The organism is Flavobacterium sp. GT3P67 (assembly GCF_004349155.1).
Classification (GTDB): Bacteria; Bacteroidota; Bacteroidia; order Flavobacteriales; family Flavobacteriaceae; genus Flavobacterium; species Flavobacterium ranwuense.
The window spans coordinates 142,958-160,179 of sequence record NZ_SMLF01000007.1; the positions used below are offsets into that span (position 1 = coordinate 142,958).

General features: G+C 34.4%; 17 protein-coding genes. 9 read left to right on the forward strand and 8 right to left on the reverse strand.

The window, feature by feature from the left end; genetic code table 11:
- Window positions 1–3: 3 nt before the first annotated feature.
- A complete protein-coding gene (locus tag E0H99_RS12345) occupies window positions 4–675 on the reverse strand; it encodes a hypothetical protein (RefSeq protein WP_131995888.1) in 672 nt (223 codons plus the stop codon).
- Between the two features lie 226 nt (window positions 676–901).
- On the opposite strand from E0H99_RS12345, the gene E0H99_RS12350 reads away from it, so the two are divergent.
- Complete coding sequence (locus E0H99_RS12350) at window positions 902–2,929, forward strand: M3 family metallopeptidase (protein ID WP_131995891.1); 2,028 nt, start codon at window positions 902–904, stop codon at window positions 2,927–2,929.
- 270 nt (window positions 2,930–3,199) lie between these two features.
- Entirely contained in the window at window positions 3,200–3,661 is a 462-nt protein-coding gene (locus tag E0H99_RS12355; protein WP_235832090.1) for an SRPBCC family protein, read from the forward strand.
- On the opposite strand, the gene E0H99_RS12360 is transcribed toward E0H99_RS12355, so the two are convergent.
- Window positions 3,641–4,471 (reverse strand): hypothetical protein, encoded by an 831-nt coding sequence (locus E0H99_RS12360; protein WP_131995894.1) that lies wholly within the window; start codon window positions 4,469–4,471, stop codon window positions 3,641–3,643. The genes E0H99_RS12355 and E0H99_RS12360 overlap by 21 nt on opposite strands.
- 147 nt (window positions 4,472–4,618) lie before the next feature.
- On the opposite strand from E0H99_RS12360, the gene gcvP reads away from it, so the two are divergent.
- From gcvP to E0H99_RS12390, 6 genes are all read left to right on the forward strand, one after another.
- Complete coding sequence (gcvP, locus tag E0H99_RS12365) at window positions 4,619–7,468, forward strand: aminomethyl-transferring glycine dehydrogenase (RefSeq protein ID WP_131995901.1); 2,850 nt, start codon at window positions 4,619–4,621, stop codon at window positions 7,466–7,468.
- A 285-nt stretch (window positions 7,469–7,753) separates the two neighbouring features.
- The gene (locus tag E0H99_RS12370) at window positions 7,754–8,812 is read left to right on the forward strand and encodes a 3-oxoacyl-ACP synthase III family protein (protein WP_131995903.1); all 1,059 of its coding nucleotides are present in this window, start codon (window positions 7,754–7,756) and stop codon (window positions 8,810–8,812) included.
- 235 nt (window positions 8,813–9,047) lie between these two features.
- Window positions 9,048–9,572 (forward strand): methyltransferase, encoded by a 525-nt coding sequence (locus E0H99_RS12375; protein ID WP_131995905.1) that lies wholly within the window; start codon window positions 9,048–9,050, stop codon window positions 9,570–9,572.
- Window positions 9,573–9,676: 104 nt separating this feature from the next.
- Complete coding sequence (locus E0H99_RS12380) at window positions 9,677–10,525, forward strand: glycosyltransferase family 2 protein (RefSeq protein WP_131995907.1); 849 nt, start codon at window positions 9,677–9,679, stop codon at window positions 10,523–10,525.
- Window positions 10,526–10,593: 68 nt separating this feature from the next.
- The gene (locus E0H99_RS12385) at window positions 10,594–11,343 is read left to right on the forward strand and encodes an MlaE family ABC transporter permease (protein ID WP_131995909.1); all 750 of its coding nucleotides are present in this window, start codon (window positions 10,594–10,596) and stop codon (window positions 11,341–11,343) included.
- The gene (locus tag E0H99_RS12390; RefSeq protein WP_131916971.1) at window positions 11,340–12,101 is read left to right on the forward strand and encodes an ABC transporter ATP-binding protein; all 762 of its coding nucleotides are present in this window, start codon (window positions 11,340–11,342) and stop codon (window positions 12,099–12,101) included. Before E0H99_RS12385 ends, E0H99_RS12390 begins: the two co-directional genes overlap by 4 nt.
- 4 nt (window positions 12,102–12,105) lie before the next feature.
- Here E0H99_RS12390 and E0H99_RS12395 read toward each other — a convergent pair whose 3' ends face one another.
- Genes E0H99_RS12395 through E0H99_RS12405 form a run of 3 tightly spaced genes read right to left on the reverse strand, consistent with a single transcriptional unit; the run spans window position 12,106 to window position 13,797 of the window.
- Window positions 12,106–12,708, reverse strand: a complete 603-nt coding sequence (locus E0H99_RS12395) for a SprT-like domain-containing protein (protein ID WP_131995911.1) — start codon at window positions 12,706–12,708, stop codon at window positions 12,106–12,108.
- 34 nt (window positions 12,709–12,742) lie between these two features.
- Complete coding sequence (locus E0H99_RS12400; RefSeq protein WP_131995913.1) at window positions 12,743–13,096, reverse strand: four helix bundle protein; 354 nt, start codon at window positions 13,094–13,096, stop codon at window positions 12,743–12,745.
- A 23-nt stretch (window positions 13,097–13,119) separates the two neighbouring features.
- Window positions 13,120–13,797: an SDR family NAD(P)-dependent oxidoreductase gene (locus E0H99_RS12405; RefSeq protein ID WP_131995916.1), complete on the reverse strand. Its 678-nt coding sequence runs from the start codon at window positions 13,795–13,797 to the stop codon at window positions 13,120–13,122.
- A 131-nt stretch (window positions 13,798–13,928) separates the two neighbouring features.
- Here E0H99_RS12405 and E0H99_RS12410 point away from each other — a divergent pair, with 131 nt between their 5' ends.
- Complete coding sequence (locus E0H99_RS12410; RefSeq protein ID WP_131995919.1) at window positions 13,929–14,498, forward strand: GNAT family acetyltransferase; 570 nt, start codon at window positions 13,929–13,931, stop codon at window positions 14,496–14,498.
- Window position 14,499: 1 nt separating this feature from the next.
- On the opposite strand, the gene E0H99_RS12415 is transcribed toward E0H99_RS12410, so the two are convergent.
- Genes E0H99_RS12415 through E0H99_RS12425 form a run of 3 tightly spaced genes read right to left on the reverse strand, consistent with a single transcriptional unit; the run spans window position 14,500 to window position 17,215 of the window.
- Window positions 14,500–15,471: a M28 family peptidase gene (locus E0H99_RS12415; RefSeq protein WP_131995923.1), complete on the reverse strand. Its 972-nt coding sequence runs from the start codon at window positions 15,469–15,471 to the stop codon at window positions 14,500–14,502.
- Between the two features lie 51 nt (window positions 15,472–15,522).
- The gene (locus E0H99_RS12420; RefSeq protein ID WP_131995926.1) at window positions 15,523–16,176 is read right to left on the reverse strand and encodes a hypothetical protein; all 654 of its coding nucleotides are present in this window, start codon (window positions 16,174–16,176) and stop codon (window positions 15,523–15,525) included.
- Between the two features lie 4 nt (window positions 16,177–16,180).
- The gene (locus E0H99_RS12425; RefSeq protein WP_131995929.1) at window positions 16,181–17,215 is read right to left on the reverse strand and encodes a D-alanine--D-alanine ligase; all 1,035 of its coding nucleotides are present in this window, start codon (window positions 17,213–17,215) and stop codon (window positions 16,181–16,183) included.
- Window positions 17,216–17,222: the final 7 nt, after the last annotated feature.

The window sequence follows — 17,222 nt, forward strand, 5'->3', positions numbered from 1 at the left end:
TATTTACTCAACATCTACTGCTATTTCTAAAATTCCTTCAAATTCCGAAGCAATTATATCATCTTTATTTAACCAATATTCCGAAGTTGTAATCGTATAATTCAGATTATCGGTAGTTGTTAAATCCCACAAAACATCCTCCGCTTCTGGAAAAGGAGCATTTTCATTCATCGCATTATCAAACAGTCTTTTAATAAGATTACTACTTGACAAGCCATTACTTAATAATTTCAGTACATTCTCTTTGGTCAACTGCATCTCATTTTCACTTTCTAATGGTGTCATACTACACTCGATAATTGTTGCTTTTGCATTCGGAAATTTACCGTTATAGGCTTTAAAAAGCAATTGATTGATATGAAATAAAGTCGAATGCAAACCTATCTCCGGATATTCTTCACACACTTTATCCAAAAACATATCGTTTGATAATTGTTGGATTTGACCTTCGTTTAAATGTTCTGACAACTTATATTCTAATACGATCACGGCAGCCTCTTTGGGTTCAAAATCACTTATTGCCATAAAAAGCAGCTCTTTTAAACTGGAAGCATCCGCATCAGAAGCATCTGGATAATCGAATTTTTCAAGCAGTCTAATGTAGTCATCATTTGTCCAATACGCTTCAATTTGGTCAACTGTATTGACTCTATTTATTATAATTTGATAATTCATGTTTTCTTTGAATATTTATTTCTTTTTTTGATTTGCTTCTTCAGAAACCAATCTTTTTTTACAATTTAGGGCTTTATTTCTGCGAAACGAAATAAATAACATTTAAATAACACAATCAACAGCGCCATTTTGGAGCAAATCAATTGCTTTATCAACTTCATTTTTTTTATTAAATCCGTACATTTGTTATCTTTAAACATCGAATTATTTTTATTAAAAAATACAAATGAGCATCTTAACCCACCATTTCAATACAAGGTACAATACTGCGCCTTTTTCGAAAATTAAAAACGAAGATTTTCTTCCTGCTTTTCAAAAAGGGATCGAATTAGCAAAATCCGAAATCGATGCTATTGTACGAAATCCTATACTACCCACTTTCGAAAACACCATTGAAGCATTAGCATTCAGCGGAGATGTTTTGGATCGAATTTCAAGCATCTTTTTCAACTTGAATTCAGCGGAAACAAATGACGAAATTCAAAAAATCGCTCAGGAAGTTTCTCCTTTATTATCTGAATTTGGAAATGATGTTCGTCTTAACCCTGATTTATTTGCTAGAGTGAAAACGGTTTATGAGCAACGAGAAAAACTGAATCTAAATCCGGAGCAAACTACGCTTTTAGACAAAAAATATAAAAGTTTTTCCAGAAACGGAGCCAATTTGCCGGAAGATAAAAAAAATCAATTACGAGAAATCGACAAAGAATTATCGAAATTGAGTTTACAGTTTGGCGAAAATGTATTGGCCGAAACGCAAGCCTATCAATTGCATATTACGAATGAATCCGATTTAGCCGGTTTACCGGAAGGAACTATCGAAGCCGCTCATTCTTTGGCTAAAAGCCAAGAAAAAGAAGGTTGGATTTTTACCTTGGATTATCCAAGTTATGTTCCGTTTGTGACGTATGCTGATAATCGCGAATTGCGCAAGAAAATGGCAATTGCTTTTGGTGCCAAAGGCTTTCAAAACAATGAATTTGACAATCAGGAAATCGTGCTGAAAATTGCAAAATTACGTTTTGACAGAGCACAAGTTTTAGGTTATACTACTCACGCTCATTTTGTTCTTGAAGAAAGAATGGCAGAAAGTCCGGAGAAAGTAAAAACATTTTCGAATGATTTATTGGAAAAAGCGAAACCGGCAGCTTTGAAAGAATTTGCACAATTGACCGCTTTTGCCAAAGAATTACACGGAATCGAACAACTCGAGAAATGGGACGGTGCGTATTACTCCGAAAAACTGAAACAACAATTATTCAATTTGGATGATGAAATATTAAAACCTTATTTCCAATTAGAAAAAGTTTTGGACGGTGCTTTTGCAGTAGCGCAAAAATTATACGGAATCACTTTCGAAGAAATTTTCGAAGTCGATAAATACCATGAAGAAGTAAAAACGTACGCAGTAAAAGATGAAAACGACCAACTGGTTGCTGTTTTCTATGCTGATTTCTTTCCAAGAAAAGGAAAACGCAACGGCGCTTGGATGACGTCTTTTAAATCACAATACATCAAAAAAGGGATTAACGAAAGACCGCATATTTCAATTGTATGTAATTTCACGAAACCAACCGAAACAAAACCATCTTTATTAACATTTAACGAAGTCACGACTTTGTTTCATGAATTTGGTCACGCGTTGCACGGGATGTTAGCTAACACCATGTATCCAAGTTTATCCGGAACTTCTGTGTATTGGGATTTTGTGGAATTACCAAGTCAGATTCTGGAAAACTGGTGTTACGAGCCAGAAGCTTTGGCATTGTTCGCATATCATTACCAAACTGGCGAAATGATTCCAATGGAATTAGTGCATAAAATCAAGGAAAGCGCGAGTTTTCAAGAAGGAATGGCAACGATGCGTCAATTGAGTTTTGGATTGTTGGACATGGGTTGGCACGCACAAGATCCATCAAACATAGCAGCCATCAAAGCTTTTGAAACCGAACAATTTGCAGCAACACAATTGTATCCTGATGTAAAAGAAAATGCGATGAGCACTTCTTTCTCCCATATTTTTCAAGGCGGCTATTCTTCTGGTTATTACAGTTATAAATGGGCAGAAGTTCTCGATGCAGATGCTTTCGAATATTTTCAGGAAAAAGGTATTTTCAATAAAGAAGTAGCCACAAAATTTAAAGAAAATGTGCTTTCTAAAGGCGGAACAGAACATCCGATGATTTTATACAAACGCTTTAGAGGACAAGAACCAAAACCGGAAGCACTATTGAGAAGAGCAGGATTGGTTTAGATTATTGGATAATACGACTTTTAGATCATAGAAACCGGAGTGAAAGCTTCGGTTTTTTTAAAATATTTTCATTTATTTCTAAAAATAAATATCCATGTATTAGGAATTAAAATGTTTTTTATAGTAATTTTGAATAAGTAAACATTTGATTATAAGCACAGTACTTTGGAAACAAAACACAAAAACACTTTATTTTTATCAAGAATTTAAAGGCAACTTCTTTTTCTGTCAGTTCCAAAATTATCATTAAAGACAAACTAAAATCTAAATATGATGACAACTATAAAGGTATTAACAAAAATAAACGCCCCAATACAAACTGTTTTTGATTTATCCAGAAATGTTGATACACATCAAAAATCTGCTAATTTCACAAAAGAAACTGCCATTGACGGAATAACTTCCGGGTTAATCAACTACACTGAAACGGTGACTTGGCGGGGCAAACATTTTGGCATTTATTTGAATCATAAAAGCCGAATCACTGCAATGATCTTATATGACTATTTTGTTGATGAAATGGAAGAAGGAAAATTCAAATCATTCCGACATGAACATCTATTTAATGAAGAAGATGGTATTACCATAATGAAGGATAAATTATATTATGAAGTGCCTTATGGATTTTTTGGAAAATTATTTGATTTACTGTTTTTAAAAAATCATTTGATAAATTTTATTATCGAAAGAAATAAAACACTGAAAGCTCTATCAGAAAATGAGAAGCAATAACCACCAAACAATCGGAACACTTTCCGCCCAAAAAGAAGTGTAATATTTAGTTCGTTTTTCATTCGCAAAAAACAGAAAAAAGGCAGTAGTTATAGCAATGGCAAAAATCAATAGTAATTCCAATAGAAAGAATTGAAAATTGACATTACTATTTGAATTGAAAAATTCTAGTGTACAAAAAATAATTAATAAAAAATACCCCAAAATCTTAGTACGCTTTACTCCTATCTGTTGCGGAACAGTTTGCAAATTGGGATCATCATGTGCTAAATCAATAATCTCAAATATCAATACCAATACAAAAATCAAGATAAAGCGTTGCATGCATTTTAAATAGAAATCAGAAGTAATTGAAATGTGTGCATTCAGAACTGGCAAAACCAACGTCACTCCTACCCAACACAAAGCCACAATATAAATTTTTACACCGGCCCAATTTCTGGCATTCTTCTTATTTGGAAAAAAGGGAAGTGTATACAACAACGTAATACTCAAAAAAACAATCGCTACGATTTGCGTTATTCGTTCCAGCAGAAAAAAATAATAGACAACTAAAAGAAGGGAACAGAAACTAAACAAAGCAATCGCTTTTAGCTCCTTACGCATTTCAATTTTTTTTGCTCGAGCCAAAGCATCGTATTTCACAAAATTATATCCTACAATTGTTCCAAAAAAAGCAAAGTTGGCTATTGATTCATCAAAAGAAATGTGGAACATATGTTGCGTCATTCTCACCAAGGCATAACACGATAAACCCACGTGAATACTGCTATTAATATAAAAATCAAATATAAGTTTCAAAAATCTCATTGTACAAAATTAATCAAAGTGTTAACAAGAATGGTTTTTAGTTGAAAAATTCACAGAAAATCAAGTTAAAAAAGTCTTTTAATAGCAGATTAATATTTATTTTTACAGCCTTTTAAAACAAGAAACACACAACCCATTTTATATATAATGAAAACAGACGCTTTTGCATTAAGACACATTGGCCCAAGAGAGAATGATCTAGAACACATGTTGAAGACAATTGGGGCAGCAACACTTGACCAATTGATCCAAGAAACTATCCCAAGTGATATTCGTTTAAAATCTGATTTGGACTTGGAACCTGCTATGACTGAATATGAGTTTGCAAATCACATCCAGAAATTAGGGAATAAAAATAAAGTTTTTCAATCGTACATTGGTTTAGGCTACAATGCAGCAATTATTCCTGCGGTAATCCAAAGAAATGTATTTGAAAACCCAGGATGGTACACTGCTTACACACCGTATCAAGCCGAAATTGCACAAGGTCGTTTAGAAGCGATTTTGAATTTCCAAACGATGGTTATCGAATTAACCGGAATGGAAATCGCAAATGCATCTTTATTAGACGAAGGAACTGCCGCTGCTGAAGCAATGGCATTATTATTCGACGTAAGAACTCGCGATCAAAAGAAAAACAACATCAATAAATTCTTTGTTTCTGAAGAAATATTACCACAAACTTTATCGGTTTTACAAACACGTTCTACTCCAATCGGGGTTGAATTAGTAGTTGGAAATCATGAAACATTCGATTTTTCATCGGAATATTTTGGAGCAATCCTTCAATATCCAGGAAAATTTGGACAAGTTCACGATTATACCGCTTTTATCGCTAAAGCAGCTACAAACGAAATAAAAGTAGCTGTTGCCGCTGATATTTTAAGTTTGGCAAAATTGACTCCTCCGGGAGAAATGGGCGCTGCAGTAGTTTTAGGAACAACACAACGTTTCGGAATTCCGTTAGGTTATGGTGGTCCACACGCGGCTTATTTTGCTACAAAAGAAGAGTACAAAAGAAGTATGCCTGGAAGAATCATCGGTGTAACTGTTGATACTGATGGAAACCGTGCCTTGCGTATGGCATTACAAACCCGCGAGCAACACATTAAACGTGATAAAGCAACTTCAAATATTTGTACCGCACAAGTTTTATTGTCAGTTATGGCAGGAATGTATGCCGTTTATCATGGTCCAAAAGGATTGCAATATATTGCCGATAAAGTTCATGCTTCGGCAGCAACATTGGCAAATGAATTAGAAAAATTAGGCTTACAACAAACCAATACTGCTTTCTTTGACACAATTGTTGTTACCGCTGACGCCAAAAAAGTAAAAGCAATCGCCGAACAAAATGAAGTTAACTTTTATTACATCGACGAAAATACCGTTTCAATTTCCTTAAACGAAACAACAAGTATTACCGATTTAAATAAAATCGTTGCTGTTTTCGCTTCCGCAAAAGGCACTCAGGCAACTACAATTGAGAGTTTATCAGAAACCAATCATTTCCCAGAAAACATAAACAGAACATCAACCTTCTTGCAACATGATGTTTTCAATAAACACCATTCAGAAACCGCTTTGATGCGTTACATCAAAATGTTGGAAAGAAAAGATTTAGCATTGAATCATTCGATGATTTCATTAGGTTCTTGTACGATGAAACTGAATGCCGCTTCAGAAATGTTGCCTTTGAGCATGCCACAATGGAATAACATTCACCCGTTTGCACCACTTGATCAAGCGCAAGGATACCAAGAAATGTTGGCTAAATTAGAACAACAATTAAATGTTATTACCGGTTTTGCCGGAACAACATTGCAACCTAACTCTGGTGCTCAAGGTGAATATGCGGGATTAATGGTAATTCGTGCGTACCACCAATCAAGAGGAGATCACCATAGAAACATTGCTTTAATTCCATCATCAGCGCACGGTACGAATCCAGCTTCGGCGGCGATGGCCGGGATGAAAGTTGTGGTAACTAAAACATTGGAAAACGGAAATATTGACGTTGAAGATTTACGCGAAAAAGCAATTCTTCACAAAGACAATCTTTCTTGTTTGATGGTAACCTATCCTTCAACTCACGGTGTTTTTGAAAGCGCGATCAAAGAAATCACACAACTGATCCACGATAACGGTGGGCAAGTCTATATGGATGGTGCCAACATGAACGCTCAAGTAGGATTAACAAATCCTGCAACTATTGGTGCTGACGTATGTCACTTGAACTTACACAAAACATTCGCTATTCCTCATGGAGGTGGAGGACCTGGTGTAGGACCAATCTGTGTAGCACCACAATTAGTACCATTTTTACCTACAAATCCTATAATTCCAACAGGAGGAGAAAACGCCATCACGGCTATTTCTGCTGCACCTTGGGGTTCTGCTTTGGTGTGTTTGATATCGTATGGTTACATCTGTATGCTTGGCGCTGAAGGTGTAAAAAAATCTACTCAATATGCCATTTTAAATGCGAACTACATTAAAGAGAAATTAAACGGTCATTATGATACGTTATATTCTGGAGAAATGGGTCGTGCAGCTCACGAAATGATTTTGGAATGCCGTCCATTTAAAGAAAAAGGAATTGAAGTAACCGATATTGCAAAACGTTTAATGGATTATGGTTTTCATGCTCCAACCGTTTCGTTTCCAGTTGCCGGAACTTTAATGGTTGAACCTACAGAAAGTGAAAACTTAGAAGAATTAGATCGTTTTTGCGACGCCATGATTGCTATCAGAAAAGAAATTGAAGCCGCCACTTTAGACAATCCAAATAATGTGTTGAAAAATGCTCCACATACTTTGATGATGGTTACTACAGATAGCTGGAATTTTCCATATACTCGTGAACAAGCAGCTTTTCCATTAGAATACATTGCCGAAAATAAATTCTGGCCTACCGTTCGTAGAGCTGATGAAGCCTATGGTGATAGAAACTTAGTTTGTTCTTGCGCGCCAATTGAAGCGTACATGGAAAACTAATTTTTTAATATTTTAAAAAAATGTCTCGAGAAATCGGGACATTTTTTATACCTGTAATCTTTATAAAGTCAAACAAATAATTCAAACAAACCCTTAAATATCGATTTTACAAGTTGCAACAATTAAGAAATAAATATCGCATCATTTTTTGCAATTTGCAATAAAATAATCAATATTTTTGCCAATAAATTATTATTTCATAATTATATGCATGCATAGTAAATTTTGTGAGTGTACTAATTTATTTATCATTAAATTAGCCTGAATTTTTGGAAAAACAACCCGATGAAAATAAAAATAACTGGAATAGGAAGTTATATTCCTGAGAAAAAAGTAAGCAATACTGACTTTAGTGAACATGTTTTTTTGAATGAAGACGGTACAGCTTTTGGTTACCCTAATGAAGTAGTCATTAATAAATTTAAAGGAATAACTGGCATAGAACACAGACGTTATGCCGAAGACCAATACACCTCTTCTGATTTAGCTTTTTTTGCTTCTCAAAAAGCAATAGAAAATGCAGGAATTGACCCGGAAACAATTGACTATATCATTTTTGCTCACAACTTTGGCGATGTAAAATGCGGAACAAATCAATCTGATATGATTCCAAGCTTAGCCACCCGTGTAAAAAATAAATTACAAATAAAAAATCCAAAATGCGTAGCCTACGATATTCTTTTTGGATGTCCGGGTTGGATTGAAGGCGTACTTCAAGCCAATGCTTTCATCAAATCTGGCATGGCAAAACGATGTCTGGTAATTGGTGCCGAAACCCTTTCGAGAGTAGTTGACGCCCATGACAGGGATTCCATGATTTATTCGGATGGCGCTGGCGCTTCTATCATTGAAGCTTCCGATGATGAAACCGGAATGTTAGCCTACGAAAGTGCAACTTACGCTCATGACGAGGCAAATTACTTGTTTTTTGGAAAATCATACAACCCTGATTTAGATCCAGACATTCGTTACATAAAAATGTATGGACGTAAGATTTATGAATTTGCATTAAGCCAAGTTCCTGCAGCAATGAAAAGTTGTTTAGACAAAAGCGGAATAGGCATTGATGACGTGAAAAAAATCCTTATCCATCAAGCCAATGAAAAAATGGACGAAGCTATAATTCAACGTTTTTACAAATTACACGACAGACCTGTACCAAAAGACATCATGCCCATGAGCATACATGAACTTGGAAATAGCAGTGTGGCAACCGTTCCAACTCTTTTTGACTTGTTAATTCGCGGAGAAATTGAAAACCAATCCATACAAAAAGGCGACGTTCTAATCTTTGCATCCGTTGGTGCAGGAATGAACATCAACGCATTTGTTTACAGATATTAAAATTGTGAGAAACGCAACAATCAGGAGCTAATCCGGCTGTACACTACAATTCCTCACTACAAAACTTGTTTTTATAAGGTGCAAGAAAGCTTCTTTTAGTCGCTTTTTGCACCTTGAAAAACTACATTTTGAAGCTCCGGGATTTTCATTCCCATCCGGGCTAAAAAACAATGCCCAAAAACACATTTATTACTATATTTGTGCCTTCGTGTCCTAGCGGCAAAATCAAAAAAACATGTACGAAAAAACGTTTCCCAATAAAAGATTCAAACATACTTTAGAATTTCTAAAAAAACACGTCTCAACTTCAGAGACCATATTAGATTTAGGCGTTGAAAATCCTTTCTCTAAAATAATGAAGTCCGAAGGTTTTACTGTTACAAATACAACAGGAGAAGACATAGACAAAGACCAATCCGTATTTTCAACAGAAAAAAAAGATGTAGTAACCGCCTTCGAAATCTTTGAACATTTACTAAATCCTTACACGATTTTAAGCGAAATAAAATCGGATAAACTTTTTATATCTATCCCAATGCGTTTGTGGTTTTCACCAGCCTATAGAAGCAAAACCGACTTGTGGGACAGACATTATCATGAATTTGAAGATTGGCAACTGGACTGGCTATTGGAAAAAACAGGTTGGAAAATAATCGACCGTCAAAAATGGACCAATCCAGTAAAGAAATTTGGTTTACGTCCCTTATTAAGAAAGTTCACCAACAGATATTATATCGTTTACGCTGAAAAAATCAAATAGATTTAAGATTGTAGATTAACGATTTCTGATTTTTGATTTTTGATTAACGTCTTACAACAAATCGTTAATCTAAAATTTAAAATCTAAAATCTAAAATTTTTTAAATGAATTATTATATTGTTATTCCAGCTCATAACGAAGAAGCTTTCATTGCTTTAACTCTAGATTCTTTAATTTCTCAAACTGTTCTACCTAAAAAAGTAGTAATTGTCAATGACAATTCTACGGATAAAACAGCCGAAATAGTTACGGCTTACGCCAAAGAAAATCCGTTTATCTCATTGGTAAACAAAACTTCAAGCGCGATGCATTTACCGGGAAGCAAAGTCATTCAGGCTTTTCACAAAGGTTTCGAAACACTGGACGAAGAATATGACGTAATCGTAAAACTAGATGCCGACTTAATTTTACCTAACAACTATTTCGAGACTATTTTAAATATTTTCGAAAAAGATGCAACAATAGGAATGGCTGGCGGATTTGCTTACATTGAAAAAAATGGCGAATGGATTCTGGAAAATCTAACCGACAAAGACCATATTCGTGGCGCATTCAAAGCCTACAGAAAAGCATGTTTCCAACAAATAGGAAATTTAAAACCGGCTATGGGTTGGGATACCGTCGATGAATTGCTATCTAAATTTTACGGATGGAAAGTTGTCACGGATGCTTCATTGATTGTGAAACACCTAAAACCAACCGGAGCTAATTACAACAAAACAGCCCGCTATAAACAAGGAGAAGCGTTTTACACTTTAGGTTATGGATTTTTAATTACTTCCATAGCTTCGGCAAAACTGGCGATGATGAAAAAGAAACCGTTACTCTTTTTAGATTACATCAAAGGTTTTTGGAAAGCTAAAGCTGCAAAAACACCGTTATTGGTTACCGAAGAACAAGCTAAATTCATTCGCAAGTATCGTTTGAAGAAAATGAAAGAAAAAATTTTCTAACGAAAACTACCAACACATAACTTATAACTCATAACTATTTTTGTAATTTAGCCCATAATCACAAAACTATGATGCTCATTCGATATATAACGCAGATAGGAAGATACTTCTTAATGCTAAAAGAAATTTTCAATAAACAGACAAAATGGTCTGTGATGAAAAATCTGATTTTTAAGGAAATCGACGATTTAATTATTGGTTCCCTTGGTATTGTAGCATTCATTTCTTTCTTTGTTGGAGGCGTTGTTGCCATACAAACTGCATTGAACCTGACCAATCCATTAATTCCAAAATATCTTATTGGGTTTGCCACACGACAATCAGTAATATTAGAATTTGCGCCTACATTCATCTCTGTGATTATGGCCGGAAAAATGGGTTCTTTTATCACGTCAAGTATTGGAACTATGAGAGTAACCGAACAAATTGACGCTCTGGAAGTGATGGGAGTTAATTCGTTAAACTATTTAGTTTTTCCAAAAATAATTGCTTTATTACTTTATCCATTTGTCATTGGAATCAGTATGTTCCTGGGAGTTATGGGTGGATGGATGGCCGGTGTTTATGGTGGTTTTACTTCAAGTGACGAATTTATAAATGGCGCTCAATTGGATTTTATTCCGTTTCATATCGTTTATGCTTTTCTTAAAACATTGATTTTTGCCATGTTATTAGCGACCATCCCTGCTTTTCACGGATATTACATGAAAGGTGGCGCACTCGAAGTAGGACGCGCAAGTACCGTATCCTTTGTTTGGACATCAGTTACCATAATTACTTTTAATTACGTATTAACTCAATTGTTACTTGGCTCATGATAGAAGTAAAAAACATAGAAAAATCATTTGGCGGTATCAAAATCCTTAAAGGCGTTTCCACTGTTTTTGAAACAGGAAAAACGAATTTAATTATTGGACAAAGCGGATCCGGGAAAACCGTTATGCTAAAAAGTCTTTTAGGAATTCATACTCCTGAATCTGGAACAATTTCATTTGACGGGAGAATATATTCTGAGCTCGCTCCAGATGAAAAACGTGATTTAAGAACTGAAATAGGAATGGTTTTTCAAGGAAGTGCGTTGTTTGATTCCATGACAGTTGCTGAAAACGTTGGGTTTCCATTGAAAATGTTCACCAAAGACAATAATTCAAAAATTCAGGAGCGCGTAGACTTTGTATTAAAAAGAGTCAACCTTACTGATGCACATAAAAAACTACCTTCGGAAATTTCAGGGGGAATGCAAAAACGGGTTGCGATTGCACGCGCGATTGTAAACAACCCAAAATACCTGTTTTGTGATGAACCCAACTCTGGTTTAGATCCAAATACAGCTATTTTGATTGATAATCTTATCAAAGAAATTACAGAAGAATACAATATCACGACAGTAATAAATACGCATGATATGAACTCAGTGATGGAAATTGGGGAGAAAATTTTGTTCTTAAAAGATGGTCTAAAAGCTTGGGAAGGAACCAAAGAAGAAATTTTCAGAACCGATAACGAAGCTGTCGTTGCCTTTGTTTATTCTTCTAATTTATTCAAAAAAGTACGAGAAGCGTATCTGAAAGAGTAAAAAACTAACTAGATTTTAACAACTCCACCTCAGCGTTTGGATTGAATAAATAAGTTTTCCCAGAACTCATTTCGAGGCATTCAAAACGCTTCGTTCTTATTGCTATTTTCTTGAAAATCTTTCCATTTTCGATTCGGAAAACACTACCATAGGGAATTTCGAATACATAGTTTTTATCATTTTGTTGGTCAAATTGTTTCAGTGCCAAAGCCAATGTAGCATCGGTATCACTACTCGCCGTCGGATTTTTGAAATGCCTCGCCAACAAAGGCAATAAGTGATTCGGGAAAATTTCTGGTCGAATATAAGGAATCATCAACCGTTGAAAAGAATATTTCCACTCGTTTCCATGAGGTTTGATATGTCTCCCAAATTTTTCAAAAGCGACCAAATGCGAGATTTCATGAATCAACGTAATCAAAAACTTGTATTTATTCAGATTCGAATTTACCGTGATTTCATGCTTTCCATTCAACCCTTTTCGATAATCACCATGACGCGTCTGTCTTTCGTTTACAATCTTAAGATGCACTTGATTGGCAACAATAAGTTCGAAAACGGGTTTTACCGCATGCTCTGGAATGTATCTGGCTAAGGTTTCGCTCAAAACAATTTGGGAATTATGAGTTATAAATTATGAGTTATGAGTTTTTCTTAGAGGTTATTATAATACTTCGTATAATTTTCAAAACTTCATTATTCTGTTGGTAAATCGATTCAAATTCTATCTCAGAAATATAATTGGTTTCTTTTAAAAGTTCTAACCAATAAAGAGATTCATCACATTCTTTCTGAGCTATGGACAATTTATGAATAAAGTCAGGCTTACTTTGCGCATTTACTGCTTCACGGACATTTGCTCCAACAGAAGTAACTGAACGCAAAAATTGTTTACTCATAATATATTCTTTCTTTTCAACGACTAAGTATTTGTAGAAATTCACACCTCTAATTGCCAACTCAAAACTCTTTGTTTTTACAATACTTTCACTCATAATTTATAATTTATAACTCTAAGTTAAGGATTGGTAGAAGAAACTTGCAACACTTTGCCGTTGAAATATTTATTTCCAGTCAAAGTAAAATCATAAATATAATTTGCCATATCACCCGCCGTTATTGGCGCTTGATAGCCTGGAAAAGCTTCCGCAAGCATTTCTGTTTGAACAGAACCCAAAGCTAAAACATTGAAAGAAATTCCACGCTCCTTATATTCTTCAGCTAATAATTCTGATAGCGTAATAACAGCGCCTTTACTCGAACTATACGCTGCTAATCCGGCAAATTTTAAACTTCCCTGAATTCCGCCCATAGAACTTATCGTTACAACATGGCTACCTTTTTGTAAATATGGCAGGCAAATTCGGGTCAAATTAGCAACTCCAAAAACATTGACTTTATAGATGTTTTCAAAATCTTCCTGAGTCGTTTCTGAAAAGGGTTTCAACAATAAACTTCCTGCGTTATGAATGACTGCATCTATTTGTTTCCATGACTTGGAAACAAAATCACTTACTTTCTCCAATTCGGATTCCTTGGATAAATCAACCGAAAGACACGTGATATTTTCGTTACCCAATAACGCTTGAGGAATTTTTCTTGAAATGGCTAGTACTTGGTGTCCCGCATTCGCAAATTGCAATGCCAACTCAAATCCTATTCCCCTACTCGTTCCTGTGATGATGATATTTTTCATGAAGCAAAAATAAACAAAAACGATAAAAAAGTAATGTTTTACGCAAAGGATTGTTGCAACAATAAAAATTAAAGATTCCTATAATTTTACTTATTTTTGACAAAGTAAATTAACTTCTGAATTCCCAGAAAATGACAGAAAGCATACAATTCGAAACTGGAAAAATGAGTGACATTGATGGCGTATTGGCATTACAGGAATTATATCTTGTAGCCAATTTATCTGAAGAAGAAAAAGCTTTCGGGTTTGTTACCACACCATTTACGATCCAACAACTAACTGAAGTTATCAATGAAAAAGACTTATTTATTGCCAAAGACAATAACAAAATCATTGCTTACATTTTTGCAGGAAGTTGGGATTTTTTCAAACAATGGCCCATTTTCAATCACATGAGTTCCTTGTTTTCTGACCTGACCTTTTTAGATTTTGAAATTACCACAACCAATAGCTTTCAATATGGTCCTATTTGCATTCACAAGGAATATCGTGGAAAAGGATTGATAACACCGCTGTTTGAATTCATGAGAACACACATGGTCCAAAAATATCCATTGAGTTTGACTTTCATCAACAAAACTAATATTCCATCCGCGAAAGCACATACCGAAAAACTAAAATGGACCATTATTGGTGAGTTTCAATTCAACAATAATGAGTACTTTATTTTGGCGTATGATATGAATCAGGCAGTTTCTTAAACTATTTAAGCATTATGATTTCTTGTGTCGGCGTGTTTACCATTTGCGTTACAGCAGGCAATAACTCCTGAATAAAGGAAGTCATATGCGGAATATCCATCGCTTTGAAGTCATCCGAAACATGATGGTAAAATTCAAAGTTTTCAAAATCAAACGTGCTCACAGATTGGCAAGGCACTTTGAAAACATCATAAAAAGAGAAGTTATCTGACCTGTAGAATAATTTATATTCGGCTTCTTTTGGAAGAAAACCAATCGTATTTTTTCCGGTATATTCATTGATTTTACCCGCCATATTGGATTTATCAAAACCTGTTATATAAGCTAGATAATCTCTTTTCATTGGCACACCAATCATTTCAATATTGAACTGGGCATACAATTTAAAATCTTGTGCTTTCAGTTTTTTGGCTAGATGTTTAGACCCTAACAATCCTTTTTCTTCTCCTGCAAAAAACACAAAAAGAATACTTCGCTTATTATTTTTGGCTATGCTAAAATATTTCGCCATTTCAGCAACTGCAGTTGTTCCTGAAGCATCATCATTGGCACCATTGTTTATGAAATCTCCATTTACACCTTTTTTATCCAAGCCAATATGATCGTAATGAGCGCTTAGAATTATAAATTCATTTTTAAGAACTGGGTCGCTTCCTTCAACAAAACCTACAATATTAAAAGCGGTTTCCTTGAAAGTTGATAACGTGTCGCGATATGATTTAAAATAAGGCTTAACATTGTTATTCTTAAAAAACTGCTCCAAATAATCAGCAGCTTTCACCATTCCTATTGTACCGGTTTCTCTGCCTTCCAATTCATCCGAAGCTAAATATTTCAATGTTTCGGCAACATCATTTTCTTTTACTTTATACGCAATTGTCGACGGATAACTTGTTGCGGTCTCATTTATAACCGAAGTAATTGGTTTACAACACAAGAAAAGAAATGGAAGTAACAGAAAAAATTTTTTCATAATTAAAGTGATTATTGTTGATAAAGACAGATGTGAATTAGCATTAAACTTTTATATTTTGATTTTTTTTTGATAATATTTCTTGTAAACTTTACCCATTTGAACAAGAGCCAAAATCACAAAAAATGATGGAATTACTACTGGAATTACATATTTAGAAAAGCTAGTAGTATTTTGAGACAACATATTTAGTATCAAAACTAAAGTCAACATTCCAAGAAATGTACCAAATAAAGTCCCCGCAATATAATACTGTTTTAACTTATTTACAATGGAAATATGATTTCCATTCATCAGATAGAGATTCCAACCCGTCCAAAATGGCAATTGAAGGAAATTGATACAATTCAAAAATACGCCAATCAGGAAAGGAGAATACATCGCATATTTTTCTAAAATTCCTTGCTGTTCCACTGTTTGATTAGAACTAGCATAAAAAGAGTAGCCTAAAATCAACAGAAAGAAAACGGAAAAAAAATCAATGATCTTCATTAATTTTTTATTATTGACTAGTTGCTTTGCAAAAATTAAAGTGAAATAAATCACAAACATCTCCACAAAAATCACTCCTAATAAAAAGAAAACTAAGCTGTTCATTCCTAGTCTCGAATAAATTTCAAAACCTATAACATTCAAATATCCTAAAGGTATCGAACCGATAAAGCTCACTAAAAAACCAACAAAAATGTTTTTCAATGCCTTCATAGTTTTAAAAATTTACAATTTTATTGCTTTGTACGAGATGCATTCTATATTCTTTCATGCCGTCTTTATGCCGTAAATACGGTGTGCCATTTTTATGATTTGCAACACTTATTTCATACATATACGTAATATGGCGGGCTAGTTCTTTCCAAGCAAAAAACAAAGAATGCTTGGGGTCATAAATGTGTGTAGGCTCGCTTGCAGCACCATTCAACTCCACAACTGAAAAATTTAGACCTTGTTCCAATTCTTCCATAGTATTGTACATCACATCCATTCTTCCAAAGTAAAAACCTGGAATTTGCAAACACATTTCGTTAATTGTCTCTGTCAGTTTTGGGGTTATCCAATGGCTTCCATCTATGAATTTTGCACCTCGAGCATGGTTTCCATAAGGGACCAAATTCAATTTCTCTCCTTTTGGAAGAATATCGAGTAGTTTTTTTCCGTACTCCTGTTTCAAAACCTTTAATTGCAGTTCGTATCGAGGATTTTCTTTGATTAGTTCTTCTATAGTAGAGAATCCATTTCCGGTAATAATCAGAAATTCTTTAGAAACTATTCCTGTGATTCTACCCACTTTTTCATGAGGGTACCGTACATAGAAAATCCCAACTTCGTGCTCATAAGGAATTAAATCCTGCACTATGTAATCGAAATTTGCTTTGTCAGCATATCCTTTTAAATCGGCAACGGTATTAATTTTTTTTACCCCAGATCCTCGTAATCCAATATCTGGTTTTGCAATCAAGGGGTATTTTATTTTTGCCTCTTCAATACTCTTTAAAATTTGTTCAAGAGCAGTTCCTTGTTTAATTAATTCCGTTATTGGGTAATATTGTTGCGGAATCAAATTATAGATTTCTTTTTTAGACTCCATCATAAAACCGCCATTTTTTATGGTTGGATTAGAAGCATTAAAGAAAAAAATAGATTTTGCCTTTATTGAATAATAGGACCATAAAAAATAAATAGGAATATAAACAATCTGGAAAGGCCAGTATTCCCAATGGGTAATTTTATGAAAAAATAGTTTCAATGTGTGT